Raw genomic sequence first — 19,914 nt, forward strand, 5'->3', positions numbered from 1 at the left:
TTAGCGGAACGGCGGTTCGTCGAAGCTGCGCAGTTTGCGCGAGTGCAACGAGTTGAGTTCGGTGCGCAACAGGTCGACCGCCTCGATGCCGATCTTCAAGTGCTGGCTGACCGCACGCTCATAGAACGCGTTGGCCGAACCCGGCAGCTTGATCTCGCTGTGCAAGGGTTTGTCCGATACGCACAACAAGGTGCCGTAAGGCACGCGCAAACGGTAACCCTGGGCGGCGATGGTGCCGCTTTCCATGTCCACGGCCACGGCACGGGACAGGTTGATCAACGGCCGCTCCTGGGCCCAGCGCAGTTCCCAGTTCCGGTCGTCATAGGTCAGCACGGTACCGGTGCGCAGGCGTTTTTTCAGCTCTTCGCCTTTTTCGCCAGTGACCTTGGCAGCCGCCTGCTGAAGCGCCAGCTGCACTTCGGCCAGGGCCGGAATAGGGATGTTCGGCGGTACCACGCGGTCGAGAATCCCGTCGCGGCGCATATAGGCGTGGGCCAGTACGTAGTCGCCGATGGTCTGGGATTGGCGCAGGCCGCCGCAGTGGCCGATCATCAGCCAGCAATGCGGGCGTAGTACGGCCAGGTGGTCGGTGATGTTCTTGGCGTTGGACGGGCCTACGCCGATGTTCACCAAGGTCACGCCGTGGCCGTCAGTGGCCTGCAGGTGATACGCCGGCATCTGGTAGCGGTGCCAGACCACGCCGGCGGCAATGGCCGAGGCTTCGCCGTGGTCCATGCTCTTGTCGATCACCACGTTGCCGGGCAGCACCATACGGATAAACCGCGGGTCGCTGCGCAGTTGCTCCAGGCCATGCAGGATGAACTGGTCCACGTAGCGGTGGTAGTTGGTCAGCAAGATCCACGGCTGCACATGGCGCCAGTCGCTGCCGGTGTAATGCACCAGACGACGCAGGGAAAAGTCCACGCGGGCGGCATCAAACAGGGCCAGGGGCAGCGGGTCGGTGTTTTCCCAGTCGTACAGTCCATCGGCAATGCCGTCGGTGGCGGCGGACAGGTCGGTACTGGGGAATACACGAGCCAGGGTCGCGGCGGTGACGCCGGAGCCGGCCAGTTCATCACCCTGCTCCACCACATAGGGGTACGGGATGTTCTGCTGGCTGACGCCCACTTCCACGGTCACGGTGAAGTCGTGCATCAGCGGCACCAGTTGCTCCAGCAGGTACTTACGGAACGCGGCCGGGTGGGTCACGGTGACGCTGTAGGTACCCGGCAGTTGCACCTTGGCATACGCCCGAGTGGTCTGTGGGACTTCGCCGTGGCAGTGGTAGGTCAGGCGCAGTTCCGGGTAGCGAAACAGTGCGCGTTGAGCGGCGTCGGGTTCGACGCGGTCCTTGAGGTATTGCTTGAGCGCTTGGTTGAGCGCGCCAGTCGCACGCTCATGCAGCGCCGCCAGCCGGTCCACGGCTTCTTCGGCGGTTTTAACGACAACAAAAGCTTCGGTCACGGTAAGCATCCTGTGTTCTGACTTGCAGGCCTTTATCTTGCCTGTATCCAGGCCTCACCGAAACACCGGAAGTGGAATGCTTTGATAGGTGGGAGCTGGCTTGCCTGCGATAGCGGTCTATCAGCCACATAATTGCTGGCTGGACCACCGCTATCGCAGGCAAGCCAGCTCCCACATTTGACTGTGTTTATTCAGAGGGATTGTGGGGTTGAGCGGGCGACAATAGCTTGCACATCCACCCCACGCGGCAAGGTGCCATATACCCGCCCCGACGATTCACCCAGCCGGCTGGCAATAAACCCATCGCTGACCGCCGCATTACCCGCCTCCAACAGCAACTTGGCCTGCAACGCCAGGGCAATGTCCTCGGTCAGTTGCCGTGCCCGATACTGGATATCCTGGGTGTCCATGAACGCCGCCTTCAACTGCTCGATATGCCGCGCCAGCTGTTTGTCGCCATGGCCATCCCCCAGTTCCACAAACAGCACCTCCAGCACACCCGGCTCTTTGGACAGTGCACGCAGCACGTCCAGGCACTGCACATTGCCGGAACCTTCCCACGTCGAATTCACCGGTGCCTCACGATAAAGACGCGGCAGGATGCTGTCTTCCACGTACCCGGCGCCGCCCATGCATTCGGCGGCTTCGTTGATCATCGCCGGCGCTCGCTTGCAGATCCAATACTTGCCCACCGCCGTGACCAGCCGGGCGAACTTGGCTTCATGTTCATCATCAAGCTGATCCAGGGCGCGCCCCATGCGCAGGCTCAAGGCCAGGGCCGCTTCGCTTTCCAGGGCCAGGTCGGCCAGCACGTTCTGCATCAGCGGCTGCTCGCTGAGCACGCGGCCACCCACTTGGCGATGGGCGCAGTGATGGCTGGCCTGGGTCAGCGCCTGGCGCATCAAGGCGCTGGAGCCGACCATGCAATCGAAGCGCGTCATGGCAACCATTTCGATAATGGTTGGAACGCCGCGGCCTTCTTCACCGACCATCCAGGCCAGGGCGCCGCGAAACTCCACTTCGCTGGAGGCGTTGGAGCAGTTGCCGAGTTTGTTCTTCAAGCGCTGGATGTAGAACTCGTTGCGCGTGTCGTCCGGTCGGTGCCGGGGCAGCAGGAAACAGGTCAGGCCCTTGTCGGTCTGGGCCAGGGTCAGGAAGCCATCGCACATCGGTGCCGAGCAGAACCACTTATGCCCCACCAGTTCGTAGGCTTGGCCGGGGCCACCCGCGCCTACGGGGTAAGCGCGAGTGGTGTTGGCGCGTACGTCAGTGCCGCCCTGCTTCTCGGTCATGGCCATCCCGATAGTGGCGCCGGCCTTGTGGGCGATGCCGACATTGCGTGGGTCGTAGTGGGTATTGAGTACTTTAGGCAGCCAGAGGTCCGCCAGCTCCGGTTGCAGGCGCAGGGCCGGGACGCAGGCGAAGGTCATGGTCAGCGGGCAGCCGCTGCCGGCTTCGGCCTGGCTATGCAGGTAGGTCATCGCCGCACGCGCCACATGGGCGCCAGGCTGCGGGTGGGCCCACGGCAACGACGGCAGGCCATTCTCGACGGCGGTGCGCATCAACTCGTGATAAGCCGGGTGAAACTCCACCAGGTCGATACGATGACCATAACGGTCATGGCTGCTGAACACCGGTTTATTCTGGTTGGCCAGGAACCCGGCTGCCATCAACGGCCCACCGGCCAGCGCACCGTATGCTTCAATGCGCGCTTGGGCCCAACCGGCGCCGAAGCGGCGTGACCATTCCTGCAAAGGCAAGTCGATGCGATACAGGTTAGTGCCGTCCAGGGACGGTGGCTGGTTGGTGACGTCGTGGGTTTCGGCAAACTGATGCAGGTTCATGACGGGCCTCCTGGAAAAAGGCCGCATCGATCTCAGGCTGCCTGTAGGAGCGAGCTTGCTCGCGAAAAACCTGAGAGCAACGCGCTAACCCAGGCGGGGCGCGTTATCGTTGACGTTCTTCGCGAGCAAGCTCGCTTCTACAAAAAACACGGATCGATTGAGGCCGGTTTTTTCAGTTAAGCATCGCCACCGCGCTTAAAAAAGTGGCATACGTGCCGAATGCTCGGCGCTTTCACCCTCATCCGCGCACAGCACGCTACGTTCAAGTGCCGCCTGCAAAGCATCGAAACGCACCGGCTTGGCTAGCCGATCCGTCATGCCAATGCCATGGCAGCGCTCACGCTCCGGCCCATTGGGCGAAGAGCTCAGGGCGATCACCGGCAATTCACCGCAGCCAGGCAATGCGCGAATCTGACAGCACAACGAAAAGCCACCCTCTGGCACATCCAGCAGCACGGCGTCGAAGCTGTGCCCCTGCAATGCAGCGAGCGCCGCCGGGCCGCTGTCTACGGTTTTGACCCGGTAACCGAGCTTGAGCAACATGCCACGCACCGCCAACTGGCCCACGCTGTTGTCGTCCACCAACAGCACCGTGCATTCCTGAGGCGCACGCTGTGCAGGCAAAGCCTGCGCGGCCGGCGTCACCTGCTGCGGCACCGCGCTGACGTCCATTTCCAACTGGAAGCGGCTGCCTTTACGGGGCTCCGAATGATGGGTCAGGCGCCCGCCCAGCAGTTCGATCAACTGCCGGCAAATCGCCAGGCCAATGCCCAGGCCGCCGTATTCACGCGTCATCGAGCCGTCCAACTGAAAGAAACGCTGATACAACGTGGCCTCATCGAGAAAGGCAAAGCCGATACCGGTGTCGGTGACGATAAAGCTCAAGTGCAAGGCCCCATCCCCTTGCGGCACGCCCACCACACGCAAACGAACCGCGCCGACGTGGGTGAATTTGAACGCATTGTCGAGCAGGCAATCCAGGCACTGACGCAACTTTTGGGCATCGCCGATGAGCCGGTCTGGCAGCTCATCCGCGACGTCAATGGAGAACGCCAGGCCCTTGGCCTGGGCGCTGCCGGTGAACTGCTGGCGCAAGGTATCGAGCTCGCCACGCAGGCTGAACACTTGCGGCTGGGCCACCAGGCGACCGGCCTGCAACTCGGTGAGGGTGAGGATGCCGTTGACCATGCGCATCATGTCCCGCGCCGAGCCGGCGGCGGTTTGCTGGTACTGCGTCAGGTCATCGTCCAAAGGCACGGTTTGCATCAGTTCCAAAGAGCCGATCACACCGTTCATCGGCGTGCGCAATTCGTGGGTCAGGGTGGCGAGAAATTCGTCTTTGAGGCGATTGCTGCGGGCCAGTTGCTGGTTGAGCGCTTCCAGCTTCTGGCTGGCATCGAGGAGAATCTGCGCCTGCTGTTCGCGCATGCCGTTGATGCGGTCGGCCAGGGCCAGGGACAACAGCGCCACTTCAATGGCTGAGCCGAGCTGGCTGGCGTACATGGTCAGGAACACGTTAGGCAGATAACCCAGCACCATCAGGGTATTGATCACCCCGCCGAGCAGGAAGGCCGACCAGGCGATGATGAAATAACGCGCCATGCGCTGCCCGCAATACCAGGCTTTGATGGCCGCCACGAAGATGGTCACGGTAAACACCAGCGCCAGCGCAGTGGCCAGGCGCAGAGCTACGGCGTAACTGGTCAACAGCGCCAGTGCCATCACCAACCCGCCACAGGCCGCCAGCGCCAGCAGGATGCGGTTGAGCCAGCGGCTGTGCTGCGCGGTGTGCAGGAAACTGCGCGCGAAAAGGCTGCCGAACAAGGCCGCCGAGCCGATCAGGAAGGGAACCGCCGCATTCGCCCACCAGGGGTTGTTCGGCCAGAAGTACTCCACCGCAACGCCATTGACCGACAGCTGATACAAGCCGAACGAAGCGATATAGAAGATGTAATAGAGGTAGCTGGTGTCGCGTACGCTCAGGTAGATGAACAGGTTGTAGATCAACATGCCCAACAACACACCGTAGATGGCGCCGAGCACGTACAAACGCAACGGTTGCTCTTCCATGTAGGCGGTGCCCGCCCACAACGTCAGCGGTGCCTGGATCGAGCCTTGGCTTTGCAAGCGCAGGTAGACGGTTTGTTGCTGGTCGGGCAAGAAGCTGAGCTTGAACAGGTAGTTGCTCTGGCTCACCTCACGGCTGGAAAACGGCAATGCGCTGCCGGTGCGGGCGGTGAGGCGGTAGTGGCCGGTGCCGTCGTTCTGGTAGAGGTCCAGGCGATTGAGCGGCGGGTAGGCCAGCTCCAGAAACCAAGTGCGCGGTGCGCGGGGATCTTTGGCGGTGTAGTGCAGGTTGACCTTCAGCCAGAACACCGAGCGTGAATAGCCGGCATTGAGCGTGTCTTTGTCGTGGGTCTTGAATTGGGCGGCATAGGCGGGGGAACTGACATCGGCGATGGTGAGGGCATCGGTTGGGTCTTCGAGCACTTGCATGACCCGGCCCAACGGGAGGCTGCGCGTGTCCTGGTTGAACTCGACAGCGCCGGCGAGCATCGGTAGCCCGCACAATATAAACATCAGCAAATAGCGCATAGAGCCCCAGCGTAGCCTGGTCCGGTTGTGTCAAAAGCCCCCCATTCCTTTTGAGAAGACGTACACCGGCGATACAGTAAGTTATTGGGATGCACTTTAGCATAGCCAGTAAAAGCCATTAGCCACTGCCGGAACTTTTTTTAGAACAGCTCTAGCGCAATGCTTTCAGACCGCTGCGTTGCAGCGTTCGGCCACACAAAGCGACGCTGCAACAGCAAACTTCTGCCATCGCCAGGCAGCCACGCAAAAAGCGTTTGGTGGTAAGCTCGCGCACCATGAATATCTACAGTTCTCGCCCCGTTGTCCTCTGTCTCTCCGGCCACGACCCCAGTGGTGGCGCCGGCCTGCAGGCAGATATCGAAGCCCTGCTCGCCCAGGGTTGCCACGCGGCCCCGGCCGTCACCGCGCTGACCGTGCAGAACACCGTCAATGTCAGTGATTTCCGCGTGCTTGACCGTGAGTGGGTACTGGCCCAGGCCAATGCCGTGCTCGGCGACTCTGAAGTCGCGTCGGTCAAGCTGGGCATGCTCGGCTCCACTGCGATGGTCGACACCGTGGTCGAACTGCTGCAGGCGCACCCGCATTTGCCGGTGGTCTGCGACCCGGTGCTGCGCGCCGGCGGCGGCGGTAGCCTGGGCAAGGACGAGGTCGGTTATGCGATGCGCGAGCGGCTGCTGCCCCTGTCATTGATCGCCACCCCCAACCTGCCAGAAGCGCGCATCCTCGCGGAACTGCCCGACGGCAGCGCCGACGACTGCGCCGAGAAGCTGTTGCCGTACATCAAGCACCTGCTGATCACCGGCGGCCATGGCGACGAGCACGAAGTGCACAACCGCCTGTACAGCCGCGACGGCACGCGCCAGACCTTTACCTGCCAGCGCTTGCCCGGCAGTTATCACGGCTCGGGTTGCACCTTGGCCAGTGCGCTGGCCGGGCGCATTGCCCAAGGCGAAGGTTTGGCCAGCGCCGTGCAAACGGCTCTCAACTACACGTGGCGTACCCTGCGTGATGCCGAACAACTCGGCCAGGGCCAGTTCGTGCCGCGCCGATTGCCGCTGGATTTCTGCTCGTAACTTATCGCTCGTCAGCAAGGGGTTTGCCCGATGAAACTACGCGGCCTTTACGCCATTACCGACAGCCAGCTGTTGGCCGGCAAATTCCTCGCCTACGTCGAGGCGGCGCTGGACGGTGGCGTCACCCTGTTGCAGTACCGCGACAAAAGCAGCGACGAGGCACGGCGCCTGCGTGAAGCCGAAAAGCTCTATGAACTGTGCTCACGCTACAAGACCCAATTGATCATCAACGACGATGCCGAACTGGCCGCGCGCCTGGGCGTCGGCGTGCACCTGGGCCAGACCGACGGCCCGCTGACCTCGGCCCGGGCATTGCTAGGCGCCAAGGCGATCATCGGCGCCACCTGTCACAGCCAGATCGAACTGGCCGAACAGGCCGCCAAAGAAGGCGCCAGCTACGTGGCCTTCGGCCGCTTCTTCAACTCCACGACCAAACCCGGCGCACCCGCCGCCACCGTTGACATGCTGGCCCAGGCCCGCAAGCGCCTGCACCTGCCGATCTGCGTGATCGGCGGCGTCACCCTGGAAAACGCCGAGCCGCTGGTGGCCCACGGGGCCGACCTGCTCGCCGTGGTCCATGGCCTGTTCGGTGCCGACAGCACCCAGGAAGTCACTCGCCGCGCCCGTGCGTTCAACCATCTTCTTAAATCTTCAGTTTAGAGAGCCCGATCATGTCCCGTTCCGAAACCCTGTTTGCCAACGCCCAGAAACACATCCCCGGCGGTGTGAACTCCCCCGTGCGTGCGTTCAAGAGCGTGGGCGGCACGCCGTTGTTCTTCAAGCATGCCGAAGGCGCCTACGTCACCGATGAAGACGACAAGCGCTATGTCGACTATGTCGGCTCCTGGGGCCCGATGATCCTCGGCCACAGCCATCCGGACGTGCTGGACGCGGTGCGCCAGCAACTGCAGCACGGCTTGTCCTACGGCGCCCCGACCGCGATGGAAACCGAGATGGCCGACCTGGTCTGCTCGATCGTGCCGTCGATGGAAATGGTGCGCATGGTCAGCTCCGGCACCGAAGCCACCATGAGCGCGATCCGCCTGGCCCGTGGTTTCACCGGCCGCGACAACATCATCAAGTTCGAAGGTTGCTACCACGGGCACTCCGACAGCCTGCTGGTAAAAGCCGGCTCCGGCGCGCTGACCCAAGGCGTACCCAATTCCGCTGGCGTACCTGCGGCGTTCGCCAAGCACACCCTGACCTTGCCGTTCAACGACATCGCAGCCGTCGAGCAGATGCTCAGCGAAGTCGGCCAGGACGTTGCCTGCATCATCGTCGAGCCGGTTGCCGGCAACATGAACTGCGTTCCACCGGCCCCGGGTTTTCTTGAGGGCTTGCGCGAGCAGTGCGACAAGCATGGCGTGGTGCTGATTTTTGACGAAGTGATGACCGGTTTCCGGGTCGCCCTCGGTGGCGCCCAGGCTTACTACGGCGTTACGCCAGACCTGAGCACCTTCGGCAAGATCATCGGCGGCGGCATGCCGGTAGGCTGCTTCGGCGGCAAGCGCGAGATCATGCAACACATCGCCCCGCTCGGCCCGGTCTACCAGGCAGGCACCTTGTCGGGTAACCCGCTGGCAATGGCCGCCGGCCTGACCACCCTGCGCCTGATCAGCCGCCCGGGCTTCCACGCCGAGCTGACCGACTACACCACACGCCTGCTCGACGGCCTGCAACAACGCGCCGACGCCGCCGGCATCCCGTTTGTGACCACCCAGGCCGGTGGCATGTTCGGCCTGTACTTCAGCGGCGCCGACGATATCGTCACCTTCGATGACGTGATGGGCAGCGATGCCGAGCTGTTCAAGCGCTTCTTCCACCTGATGCTCGAAGGCGGCGTGTACCTGGCACCGAGCGCCTTTGAAGCCGGCTTCACTTCGATCGCCCATGGCGAAGCCGAACTGAAATTGACCCTGGATGCTGCCGAGCGCGCGTTCGCGGCCCTGAAATAAGTGACGGCAACCTCTGACGTTGCCCCTGGCAGCGTCAGATTTGCTACTTTGCTTACAGAGAATTCCTGGTTTTTTCGAGAATTGCCCTGCAATCCGGCAGATAACTTGCCCAAGCAGCAGAAAAACGAGTAAAGACTTTGTAAGCAGAGGCCTGCTTATTTCATAATGCGCGCTTATTGGACTCCCTCGAGGGTCCGCGCGCCCCGTCAGAGGTAAGTCGATTCCCATGAAACGCACCGGCCGCACCCTGGTTCTGGGCTGCCTGTTGCTCCTTCAACCGCTACTGGCACATGCCCAGGCTGGCGGCAACTCGTTGTTAATCCCAGCGATGGGTCGTTGCACCCTCAATACCCAGCCAGAGAGCCAGGCCGAAGCCCTGAGCGCGTGCCAGAAACAGGCCGAGGAAGGGGATGCGCAAGCACAATACGAGTTGGGCGAGTACTACCACGACAGCAAGAACCCGGCCGTTGACCTCAACAAAGCGTTGAGCTACTTCGAGAAAGCCTCGTTGCAGGGCCACGCCCAGGCGCAATACCAGTTGGGCAACATGTTCTTCAAAGGCGAAGGCGTGCCGGCCAACAACGTCCAGGCGTACATCGTGCTGAAAATGGCCGCGGTCAACGGCGCCGAAGACGCACTGGACACTGCCGACGAAGTCGCCGAGCACATGCAGCGCGATGAACTGGAAGTGGCAACCCAGGTGCTGGGGCAGATTTTCCGCAACTACCTGCAGGAATTGCAGAGTGCTGATGGGCGTTCGCCGTTCTCACCCCTTCCGTGATTTTTTGTAGACCTTACATCGCTATCGCAGGCAAGCCAGCTCCCACAGTGACTGCATTCCAGCATTGAAACGCGGTCGAGTGTGGGAGCTGGCTTGCCTGCGATAGACCCCCCCTCGGTCTAAAGCCCTACTTCTCAGGCATCGGCATCGGAAACGGCATCACATTGCTCATGCCCCGAGCTTCACTGATCTTCGGCGTCCCCAAGCGCTCGACTTCATCGATGCGCACAATCGAATGCATGGGCACAAAGCTGCGCACTACCCCTTCGAACTGGGCCTTGAGCTTTTCTTCGCCCGGATCGACCACCAACTGGGTGCGCTCGCCAAAGACGAACTCTTCCACCTCCAGGAAGCCCCACAGATCACTTTGATAGATCTGCTTGGCGTACATTTCGAACACCTGGCCCTGGTTGAGGAAAATCACCTTATAGATTGGAGCTTCACGTTTGGTCATGGTGGGCGAACAACACATGGGGATATAAAAGAGGGCGCGAACTATAGCATGGCACCCGATGCACAGCGCTAGGAACCAATGGGCATGCCCCCTATAATGCGCGGTTCTTTACCACCAGTTGACGATTCCCATGGCCAAGAAGCTTTACATCGAAACCCACGGTTGCCAGATGAACGAGTACGACAGCTCGCGCATGGTCGACTTGCTGGGCGAACACCAGGCCCTGGAAGTCACTGCCCGCGCCGAAGATGCCGACGTGATTTTGCTCAATACCTGCTCGATCCGCGAGCGGGCCCAGGACCGTGTGTATTCGCAGCTGGGCCGCTGGCGCGAATTGAAACTGGCCAACCCGGACATGGTGATCGCCGTCGGCGGGTGCGTGGCCAGCCAGGAAGGCGCTGCGATCCGCGACCGCGCGCCCTATGTCGATGTGGTGTTCGGCCCGCAAACCCTGCACCGTCTGCCAGAGATGATCGACGCCGCACGTATCACCAAGCTGCCGCAGGTTGACGTGTCGTTCCCCGAAATCGAAAAATTCGACCATCTGCCCGAACCGCGCATCGATGGGCCGAGCGCCTATGTGTCGGTGATGGAAGGCTGCAGCAAGTACTGCACCTTCTGCGTGGTGCCTTACACCCGTGGCGAAGAAGTCAGCCGGCCGTTTGACGATGTGCTGGCGGAAATCATCCACCTGGCTGAAAACGGCGTGCGCGAAGTGACCCTGCTGGGCCAGAACGTCAACGGCTACCGTGGCCAGACCGATGACGGCCGCCTGGCCGACCTGGCGGAATTGATCCGCGTGGTCGCCGCCGTCGATGGCATCGAGCGCATCCGCTACACCACCTCGCACCCGCTGGAGTTTTCCGACAGCCTGATCCAGGCCCACGCCGAAGTACCAGAGCTGGTCAAGCACCTGCACTTGCCGGTGCAATCGGGTTCGGACCGCATTTTGTCGGCGATGAAGCGCAACCACACCGCGCTGGAATACAAATCCAAACTGCGCAAACTGCGCGCTGCCGTGCCGGGCATCTGCATCAGCTCGGACTTTATCGTCGGCTTCCCGGGCGAAACCGAGAAAGACTTCCAGCAGACCATGAAGCTGATCGAAGACGTGGGTTTCGACTTCTCCTACTCGTTCGTCTACAGCCAGCGCCCAGGCACTCCGGCTGCCGACCTGCTGGATGAAACCCCGGAGGCGTTGAAAAAAGAGCGTTTGAACGCGCTGCAACATCGCCTCAATCAGCAGGGCTTCGAAATCAGCCGACAAATGGTCGGTTCGATCCAGCGCATTCTGGTGACCGATTATTCGAAGAAAGACCCGGGTGAATTGCAGGGTCGTACCGAGAACAACCGAATCGTCAACTTCCGCTGTGACAATCCCACGCTGATCGGCCAGTTTGCCGATGTGCACATTGATGCGGCGCAGCCACACTCGTTGCGTGGCTCGTTGATCAACTGATCTCGCTGACCGGATGAAGATCAAAATGTGGGAGCTGGCTTGCCTGCGATAGCGATGTATCAGTGCCCAATGTGCCAACTGACCCACCGCTATCGCAGGCAAGCCAGCTCCCACAGGGGTTCTTCAGGGTTATCGAGAGTGGGGCCAGGCTATTTAAGTGCTTTCGCACACCAGCGCCTGGCGTTATTCTCTCTCTCACCTCATCAGCCAAAGGGCGGCTAAAAGCAACCTTGAACGCACCCATAGCAGAACCCCATCGTTTTATCCTCGAGCCTTTTGAGGCTCGCCGTTTCGCCAACCTGTGCGGACAGTTCGACGAGCACCTGCGCCTGATCGAACAACGCCTGAGCATCGAGATCCGCAACCGCGGCAATCAGTTCGAGCTCATTGGTGAACCCCAACACACCACGTCTGCAGAAAACCTGCTGCGCCGTCTCTACCGCGAAACCAAGGGTAGCGAGCTGTCGCCGGAGACCGTGCACCTGTACCTGCAGGAGTCGGCTGTGGAAGACCTGGCCAATAACCCGGTGGCCGAAGCCAGCGTGGCCTTGCGTACCAAAAAAGGCATGATTCGCCCACGCGGCTTGAATCAGCAGAAGTACGTCAAGGAAATCCTGGGCAACGACATCAACTTCGGCATCGGCCCGGCCGGTACCGGCAAGACCTACCTCGCAGTGGCCTGCGCCGTCGACGCCCTGGAGCGCGAGCAAGTGCGGCGCATCCTGCTGGTGCGCCCAGCGGTCGAGGCCGGCGAAAAGCTCGGTTTCCTGCCCGGCGACCTGGCCCAGAAGATCGACCCGTACCTGCGCCCGCTCTACGACGCGCTGTACGAGATGCTCGGTTTTGAATACGTGGCCAAGCTGATCGAGCGCCAGGTGATCGAGATCGCCCCGCTGGCCTACATGCGTGGCCGTACGCTCAACAACAGCTTCATCATTCTCGACGAAAGCCAGAACACCACCGTCGAGCAAATGAAGATGTTCCTCACCCGTATCGGTTTCGGCTCCACTGCCGTGATCACGGGCGACATCACCCAGGTCGACCTGCCCAAGGGCACCAAGTCGGGCCTGGGCCAGGTGATAGAGGTGCTCAAGGACGTGCCGGGTATCAGCTTCACGCACTTCATGCCCAAGGACGTGGTGCGCCACCCGCTGGTGCAGCGCATTGTCGAAGCCTATGAGCGTTTCGAACACCGCGACGACGCGCCCGCCAAGGACGCTCGCCACGATGCTTGAGCTAGACCTGCAACTGGCCACCGACGCGCCCGCCCCCAGCGAAGCCCAGTTCCGCCAATGGTGTGAACTGGCTTTGCGCCAGCGCACCGCTGACTCGGAGCTGACCATTCGTCTGGTGGACGAGGCCGAAGGCCGTGAGCTGAACCACACCTGGCGCCAGAAAGACTACGCGACCAACGTGCTGTCCTTCCCCGCCGACGTGCCCGACGAATTGCTGGATATCCCGCTGCTGGGCGACCTGGTGATCTGCGTCGCGGTGGTCGAGCGAGAAGCGGCGGAACAAGGCAAGGAACTTGAGGCCCATTGGGCCCATCTAGTCATCCACGGCTGCTTGCATCTCTTGGGTTACGACCATATAGACGATGACGAAGCCGAGGAAATGGAAGCACTGGAACGATCGTTGCTTGCAGAACTGGGTCACCGCGATCCATATGCAGACGACGAAAGCTGATCAACACTCAACTGTCATATCAAAGGATTTAGAGTAATCGCTATGAGCGAAGACCGATCGAGCAACGGGCAGAAGTCATGGCTGGGTAAACTGACCCAGGCTTTTGCCCACGAGCCGAAAAACCGCCAGGAGCTCTTGGAGCTGCTGCGCGATGCACACCAGAACAAGTTGCTGGACAGCGAAGCGCTGGCCATCGTCGAGGGCGCCATCCAGGTGGCTGACCTGCAAGTACGTGACATCATGGTCCCGCGCTCGCAGATGATCAGCATCAAGGCGACCCAGACCCCACGGGAATTCCTCCCGGCCGTGATCGACTCGGCGCATTCGCGCTATCCGGTGATCGGTGAAAGCCATGACGACGTCATGGGTGTCCTGCTGGCCAAGGACCTGCTGCCGTTGATCCTCAAGGAGAATGGCGACAGCTTCAACATCAAGGATCTGCTGCGCCCGGCCACCTTCGTGCCGGAGTCCAAGCGCCTGAATGTGCTGCTGCGCGAGTTTCGCGCCAACCACAATCACATGGCCATTGTGATTGACGAATACGGCGGCGTGGCCGGCCTGGTCACCATCGAGGACGTGCTGGAGCAGATCGTCGGCGACATCGAAGACGAGCACGACGTCGAAGAAGACAGCTACATCAAGCCGCTGCCCAGCGGTGACTTCCTGATCAAGGCGCTGACGCCCATCGAGAACTTCAACGAGTTCTTCGACAGCGAGTTTTCGGATGATGAGTTCGACACCGTCGGCGGCCTGGTGATGAGTGCGTTCGGGCACCTGCCCAAGCGTAATGAAACCACCGAGATCGGCGCCTATCGCTTCCGCATCCTGAATGCTGATAGCCGTCGTATCCATCTGATCCGCCTGACACCCATCGCCCGCTAAGGACTGACATGCGCCGTCTCACCTCACCCGGCTGGCCCGGTAATTTGCTGGCCGTGGTGGCCGGCGCCATCACAACCCTGGCGCTGGCGCCGTTCGATATCTGGCCGTTGGCGCTGGTAGCGGTCGGCCTGTTCTATATCGGCCTGCGGGAGCTGACACCCCGCCAGGCCCTGGGCCGTGGCTGGTGTTTCGGCTTCGGCCTGTTTGGTGCCGGCACCAGTTGGATCTACTACAGCATCCACCACTTCGGCGGCGCTTCGGTGCTGCTGGCGGGGTTCCTGATGCTGCTGTTCACCGCCGCCATCGCCTGGTTCTTTGCCCTGCCCGCCTGGCTATGGGCGCGCTGGTTGCGCCGTAACGAAGCACCACTGGCGGATGCATTGACGTTCGCCGCGTTGTGGGTCGGCCAGGAAGCCTTTCGTGGCTGGTTCCTTACCGGTTTCCCGTGGTTGTACTCCGGTTACAGTCAACTCGATGGGCCATTGACCGGCCTCGCGCCATTGGGTGGGATGTGGCTGATTTCCTTCGCCCTCGCACTCACTGCCGCATTGCTGTGCAACCTGCCGCGCCTGCTGGCCACCAAGCGCAATGCCTTCATCGGCGCGGGCCTGTTATTGCTGGTTGCGCCCTGGGCGATTGGCCTGGCACTCAAGCATCACGCCTGGACATCGCCGTCTGGTGCGCCCCTGAGCGTGGCTGCGATTCAGGGCAACGTCGAGCAAAGCATGAAGTGGGACCCGGACCAGCTCAATGCACAGTTGGCGCTGTACCGCGACATGAGCCTGAGTTCCAAGCGCGTCGACCTGCTGGTCTGGCCGGAAACTGCCGTGCCGGTGCTCAAGGAATCCGTGGAGGGCTACCTGGGCATGATGGGCAAGTTTGCCGCCGACCGGGACAGTGCGCTGATCACCGGGGTACCGATTCGCCAGGAAGTGCACCACCAGAAGCGCTACTTCAACGGCATCACCGTGGTCGGCGAAGGCGACGGCACCTACCTCAAGCAAAAACTGGTGCCGTTTGGCGAGTACGTTCCGCTGCAGGACATGCTGCGCGGGCTGATTGCCTTCTTCGACCTGCCCATGTCGGACTTCGCCCGCGGCCCTTCTGACCAGGCCATGCTGCAGGCCAAGGGTTATCAGATTGCGCCGTTCATTTGCTATGAAGTGGTGTACCCCGAATTCGCCGCCGGCCTGTCGGCCCAGAGCGACCTGCTGCTGACTATCAGCAACGACACCTGGTTCGGCCGCTCCATCGGCCCGCTGCAGCACCTGCAAATGGCGCAAATGCGTGCGCTGGAGGCTGGCCGCTGGATGATCCGCGCCACCAACAACGGCGTGACCGGGCTGATCAACCCGTTTGGGCAGATCACCGCGCAGATCCCGCAGTTCGAGCGTGGCATTCTCTATGGGGAGGTGGTGCCGATGCATAACCTCACGCCGTACCTGCGATGGCGTTCGTGGCCGTTGATCATTGTGTGTGTGCTGCTCTTTGGCTGGGCGCTGTTGGCGGCTCGGATGGCCAAAACGGTCTGACCTGTGGGAGCTGGCTTGCCTGCGATGGCGGTGTATCAGTGCCCTGAGTGCTCACTGACCCACCGCCATCGCAGGCAAGCCAGCTCCTACATTTGATCTCCTGTGTTGCACCTATCGGTAGAACAACCGATACCCCACCTGCCCCACCGCTTCATTGATCAACTGCCCGCTTTGCCACACCGCCTTGACCTCCGGCATCCAGCCACCCAGCGGTCGGCCATGGTCCACACCCAAAAAGCCCACCGGCCCCGGCACCACGGTGAAGCCGGCCTTTTCAAAACTCCACACCGAACGCGGCATGTGCCAGGCCTGGGTCACTACCACTACACGCTTGATGCCTTGCGGCAACAAAATCTCGGCGCTCATCTGGGCGTTTTCCCAGGTAGTACGGCTGCGCTCTTCTTTCCAGCGCACGGTGACACCGAAGTCATCCTGCATCGACACGGCCATCAGCTCGGCCTCACTGGGCGGCGTGCCGTAGTGCAAGCCGCCGCTGGTCAGCACTGGCAAACCGGATGCCTTGGCCAGCCGCGCGGCAAAACGCTCACGTTCCAGGCCAATACCGGTGGGCTGGTCGCTGCCCCACGCAATATCTCCACGCTCGCGCCCCGAGCCCAGCACCACAATCGCATCGGCACGCTGGGCCAGGGTGGCCCAGTCTTCCCGGGCCAAAGGCGGCTCTGTCTCCAGGGCACGGGCGCCCCATTGCACCATCACTGGCAGGCTGATCAACCACATTCCGCCCAGCCCGAGGGCAAAGCACAAGCCCGCCAGGCGCGGACGGCTGCGGCGAAACCACCAGGCACACGCCAACAACAGCAGAAAAATACCGGGCGGCAACAACAGTTGTTTAATGAAATAACGAAAAGGCATCGGGCATCTCCAAAGATGCCCGAAGCCTAGATGCATCGGGGTTTTGCAACAATCCTTACCGACAACATTTTGATAACGCTAACGGATAACACGGGGCTCACTTGCACCGCACGGAGCGGAAGTTCTCTGGCCCGCGGCCGGTCGCCAGGTCTTTGAGCCAGATGACCTTGGCCGAATGAGCGGGCGGGGAAGCCTGCCCATGGGAGGCGCGGTCGTGATTCAACGCCAGATAGTTCTTGATCAATTCAAGCTCCGCCAGGCTCAAGCCTCGCAACTCCAGCTCCAGAGGCCGTTCATCACGCAATCGGCCTGCGGTTCTTGCGGCGTCCAATGCCCGACCCAAACGGTCGATCAATCCTTCATACAACTGCGGTTTCGTTAAAGTTCGCTGCGATTCAACCATCCCCTCACCTCATTGAAGAAATACTTGCTCCCCACTAAACAGCGTAGCCCCCGTTGCTGCGCCTGCCCGGTGCCGCGACAGACGGCCCTTGGCGCGCAATCAGGGTTTCCCTCGATAGAGTGGGGTCATGTATGCTACGGCGCTTCCTGTAACTCCACTTCCCGCAGGGTTTGGGCACGGACGCGCCGCTTCTTGGTGTCGAACAACCCGGACAGTGCACCGAAGAGGATTAGGCCACCCCTATCCAGTTCAAAAGTAGCCATGCACGAACAATATCAGCCCCGTGAAATAGAAAATGCCGCCCAAACCTTCTGGGACGAGCAAAAGTCCTTTGAAGTCAGTGAACAGCCAGGCAAGGAGACTTACTACTGCCTATCGATGTTCCCTTACCCCAGCGGCAAGCTACACATGGGGCACGTGCGCAACTACACCATCGGCGACGTGATTTCGCGCTACCAGCGCATGCTCGGCAAGAACGTGCTGCAACCCATGGGTTGGGACGCCTTCGGCATGCCGGCAGAAAACGCCGCGATGAAAAACAACGTGGCGCCCGCCAAGTGGACCTACGAAAACATCGCCTACATGAAGACCCAGTTGCGCAGCCTGGGCCTGGCGGTGGACTGGTCCCGCGAGGTCACCACCTGCAAGCCGGATTACTACCGTTGGGAACAATGGCTGTTCACGCGCCTGTTCGAAAAAGGTGTGATCTACAAAAAAAGCGGCACCGTGAACTGGGACCCGATCGACCAGACCGTACTGGCCAACGAACAGGTCATCGACGGTCGCGGCTGGCGTTCCGGCGCGCTGATCGAAAAGCGCGAAATCCCGATGTACTACTTCAAGATCACCGCCTACGCGGATGAACTGTTGTCGAGTCTTGACGATCTGCCGGGCTGGCCTGAACAGGTCAAGACCATGCAGCGCAACTGGATCGGCAAATCCAAGGGCATGGAAGTGCAGTTCCCGTACAACGTCGACTCCATCGGCGAAGCCGGCGCACTCAAGGTGTTCACCACCCGCCCCGACACCCTGATGGGCGCGACCTACGTCGCCGTGGCCGCCGAACACCCGCTGGCCACCCAGGCCGCACAGAACAACCCTGAGCTGCAGGCGTTCATCGCTGAATGCAAAGGCGGCAGCGTGGCCGAAGCCGATGTCGCCACCCAGGAGAAAAAAGGCCTGCCAACCGGCCTGTTCGTCGAGCACCCGTTGACCGGCGAGAAACTGCCGGTTTGGGTCGCCAACTACGTATTGATGCACTACGGCGATGGCGCCGTCATGGCCGTGCCGGCCCACGACGAGCGCGATTTCGAATTCGCCACCAAGTACAGCCTGCCGATCAAGTCGGTCGTGCGCACCAGCTCGGGTGATACCAACCCCGCTCCGTGGCAAGACGCCTACGGTGAGCACGGCACGCTAATCAACTCCGGCGAATTCGACGGCCTGGACTTCCAGGGCGCGTTCGACGCCATGGAAGTGGCCCTGATCAAGAAAAACCTCGGTGCCTCGCGCACCCAGTTCCGTCTGCGTGACTGGGGCATCAGCCGCCAGCGCTACTGGGGTTGCCCGATCCCGATCATCCACTGCCAAACCTGCGGTGACGTGCCGGTACCGGAAGACCAATTGCCGGTCGTGCTGCCAGAAGACGTGGTGCCGGATGGTGCTGGCTCGCCGTTGGCGCGCATGCCCGAGTTCTACGAGTGCAGCTGCCCTAAATGCGGCGCGCCGGCCAAGCGTGAAACCGACACCATGGACACCTTCGTCGAATCCTCGTGGTATTACGCTCGTTATGCCTCGCCGCACTATGAAGGCGGCCTGGTGGAGAAATCCGCAGCCGACCATTGGTTGCCAGTGGATCAGTACATCGGTGGCATCGAACACGCCATCCTCCACCTGCTGTACGCGCGCTTCTTCCACAAGCTGATGCGTGACGAAGGCCTGGTGAGCTCCGATGAGCCATTCAAGAACCTGCTGACCCAGGGCATGGTGATCGCCGACACTTACTATCGCCGCGAAGCCAATGGCGCCTACACCTGGTTCAACCCGGCGGATGTCGAGCTTGAACGTGACAGCAAGGCCAAGGTCATCAGCGCCAAGTTGAAAGCCGACGGCCTGCCGGTGGAAATCGGTGGCACCGAGAAGATGGCCAAGTCCAAGAACAACGGCGTCGACCCACAGTCGATGATCGATCAGTTCGGCGCCGACACCTGCCGCCTGTTCATGATGTTCGCCTCGCCGCCTGACATGAGCGCCGAATGGTCCGACTCGGGCGTCGAAGGCTCGCATCGTTTCCTCAAGCGTGTCTGGCGCCTGGCCCACGCTCATGTCAGCCAGGGCCTGCCGGGCAAGCTGGATATCGGCGCGTTGAACGACGAGCAGAAAGCCGTTCGCCGCAGCATCCACCTGGCTATCCGCCAGGCCAGCCAGGACGTCGGGCAGAACCACAAATTCAACACCGCCATCGCCCAGGTGATGACGCTGATGAACGTGCTGGAAAAAGCCTCGCAGGCGACCGAACAAGACCGTGCGCTGATCCAGGAAGGCCTGGAAACAGTTACCCTGTTGCTCGCGCCGATCACGCCGCATATCAGCCATGAACTGTGGAGCCGTCTAGGCCACAGCGGGGCCGTCATCGATGCCGCCTGGCCGGTGCAGGATGACAGCGCCCTGGTACAGGACACGCTGCAACTGGTCATCCAGGTTAACGGTAAACTGCGTGGCCAGATCGACATGCCGGCCAGCGCCAGCCGTGAAGAGGTTGAAGCAGCTGCACGTATCAATGAGAACGTGCTGCGCTTTACCGAAGGCCTGACCATCCGCAAGGTGATCGTGGTGCCCGGAAAACTGGTCAATATCGTCGCCAGCTAAATCGGATCGGGCGCGGGGCTTGGCCCCGCGCCGAACTAAACCTTT

The 19,914-nt window shown here is 61.4% G+C and carries 16 protein-coding genes; 10 read left to right on the forward strand and 6 right to left on the reverse strand.

Annotation, left to right across the window (positions count from 1 at the left end):
* The 3 genes from amn to OC445_RS03155 form a co-directional block, all read right to left on the reverse strand.
* Nucleotides 1-1,473 carry an AMP nucleosidase gene (gene amn / locus OC445_RS03145; protein ID WP_153475217.1) on the reverse strand — a complete coding sequence of 491 codons (1,473 nt, stop codon included), beginning with the start codon at nucleotides 1,471-1,473 and terminating at the stop codon, nucleotides 1-3.
* 182 nt (nucleotides 1,474-1,655) lie between these two features.
* The gene (locus tag OC445_RS03150; RefSeq protein ID WP_262019935.1) at nucleotides 1,656-3,308 is read right to left on the reverse strand and encodes an acyl-CoA dehydrogenase family protein; all 1,653 of its coding nucleotides are present in this window, start codon (nucleotides 3,306-3,308) and stop codon (nucleotides 1,656-1,658) included.
* Nucleotides 3,309-3,503: 195 nt separating this feature from the next.
* A complete protein-coding gene (locus tag OC445_RS03155; protein ID WP_198790883.1) occupies nucleotides 3,504-5,903 on the reverse strand; it encodes a hybrid sensor histidine kinase/response regulator in 2,400 nt (799 codons plus the stop codon).
* Between the two features lie 275 nt (nucleotides 5,904-6,178).
* Here OC445_RS03155 and OC445_RS03160 point away from each other — a divergent pair, with 275 nt between their 5' ends.
* The 4 genes from OC445_RS03160 to OC445_RS03175 all read left to right on the forward strand — a co-directional run bounded on the left by OC445_RS03160 (nucleotide 6,179) and on the right by OC445_RS03175 (nucleotide 9,712).
* Nucleotides 6,179-6,976 carry a hydroxymethylpyrimidine/phosphomethylpyrimidine kinase gene (locus OC445_RS03160; RefSeq protein WP_054896183.1) on the forward strand — a complete coding sequence of 266 codons (798 nt, stop codon included), beginning with the start codon at nucleotides 6,179-6,181 and terminating at the stop codon, nucleotides 6,974-6,976.
* Between the two features lie 30 nt (nucleotides 6,977-7,006).
* Entirely contained in the window at nucleotides 7,007-7,636 is a 630-nt protein-coding gene (gene thiE / locus OC445_RS03165) for a thiamine phosphate synthase (RefSeq protein WP_034126916.1), read from the forward strand.
* Between the two features lie 11 nt (nucleotides 7,637-7,647).
* Complete coding sequence (gene hemL / locus OC445_RS03170) at nucleotides 7,648-8,931, forward strand: glutamate-1-semialdehyde 2,1-aminomutase (RefSeq protein WP_032895176.1); 1,284 nt, start codon at nucleotides 7,648-7,650, stop codon at nucleotides 8,929-8,931.
* A gap of 226 nt (nucleotides 8,932-9,157) precedes the next feature.
* The gene (locus tag OC445_RS03175; RefSeq protein WP_034126914.1) at nucleotides 9,158-9,712 is read left to right on the forward strand and encodes a tetratricopeptide repeat protein; all 555 of its coding nucleotides are present in this window, start codon (nucleotides 9,158-9,160) and stop codon (nucleotides 9,710-9,712) included.
* A gap of 127 nt (nucleotides 9,713-9,839) precedes the next feature.
* Here OC445_RS03175 and OC445_RS03180 read toward each other — a convergent pair whose 3' ends face one another.
* Nucleotides 9,840-10,166: a DUF1820 family protein gene (locus OC445_RS03180; protein ID WP_003215457.1), complete on the reverse strand. Its 327-nt coding sequence runs from the start codon at nucleotides 10,164-10,166 to the stop codon at nucleotides 9,840-9,842.
* 130 nt (nucleotides 10,167-10,296) lie between these two features.
* Between OC445_RS03180 and miaB the strand changes: the two genes are divergently transcribed.
* From miaB to lnt, 5 genes are all read left to right on the forward strand, one after another.
* Nucleotides 10,297-11,625, forward strand: coding sequence for a tRNA (N6-isopentenyl adenosine(37)-C2)-methylthiotransferase MiaB (gene miaB, locus OC445_RS03185; protein WP_054896185.1), 1,329 nt, complete (start codon nucleotides 10,297-10,299; stop codon nucleotides 11,623-11,625).
* A 230-nt stretch (nucleotides 11,626-11,855) separates the two neighbouring features.
* Nucleotides 11,856-12,860 carry a PhoH family protein gene (locus tag OC445_RS03190; RefSeq protein ID WP_019818064.1) on the forward strand — a complete coding sequence of 335 codons (1,005 nt, stop codon included), beginning with the start codon at nucleotides 11,856-11,858 and terminating at the stop codon, nucleotides 12,858-12,860.
* A complete protein-coding gene (gene ybeY, locus OC445_RS03195) occupies nucleotides 12,853-13,311 on the forward strand; it encodes an rRNA maturation RNase YbeY (RefSeq protein ID WP_198790882.1) in 459 nt (152 codons plus the stop codon). The genes OC445_RS03190 and ybeY overlap by 8 nt, the downstream gene beginning before the upstream one ends.
* Nucleotides 13,312-13,353: 42 nt before the next feature.
* A complete protein-coding gene (locus OC445_RS03200) occupies nucleotides 13,354-14,193 on the forward strand; it encodes an HlyC/CorC family transporter (RefSeq protein WP_003194444.1) in 840 nt (279 codons plus the stop codon).
* Between the two features lie 8 nt (nucleotides 14,194-14,201).
* A complete protein-coding gene (gene lnt / locus OC445_RS03205; protein WP_198790881.1) occupies nucleotides 14,202-15,725 on the forward strand; it encodes an apolipoprotein N-acyltransferase in 1,524 nt (507 codons plus the stop codon).
* Between the two features lie 111 nt (nucleotides 15,726-15,836).
* On the opposite strand, the gene OC445_RS03210 is transcribed toward lnt, so the two are convergent.
* Together OC445_RS03210 and OC445_RS03215 are read right to left on the reverse strand one after the other, a co-directional pair.
* Nucleotides 15,837-16,598 (reverse strand): YdcF family protein, encoded by a 762-nt coding sequence (locus OC445_RS03210; protein WP_034126912.1) that lies wholly within the window; start codon nucleotides 16,596-16,598, stop codon nucleotides 15,837-15,839.
* A gap of 97 nt (nucleotides 16,599-16,695) precedes the next feature.
* A complete protein-coding gene (locus tag OC445_RS03215; RefSeq protein WP_034126911.1) occupies nucleotides 16,696-17,001 on the reverse strand; it encodes a hypothetical protein in 306 nt (101 codons plus the stop codon).
* Between the two features lie 261 nt (nucleotides 17,002-17,262).
* On the opposite strand from OC445_RS03215, the gene leuS reads away from it, so the two are divergent.
* The gene (gene leuS / locus OC445_RS03220; RefSeq protein WP_003194453.1) at nucleotides 17,263-19,869 is read left to right on the forward strand and encodes a leucine--tRNA ligase; all 2,607 of its coding nucleotides are present in this window, start codon (nucleotides 17,263-17,265) and stop codon (nucleotides 19,867-19,869) included.
* The last annotated feature ends 45 nt before the right edge of the window (nucleotides 19,870-19,914 follow it).

Source organism: Pseudomonas sp. Pse35 (assembly GCF_024519715.1).
GTDB lineage: Bacteria > Pseudomonadota > Gammaproteobacteria > Pseudomonadales > Pseudomonadaceae > Aquipseudomonas > Aquipseudomonas paracarnis.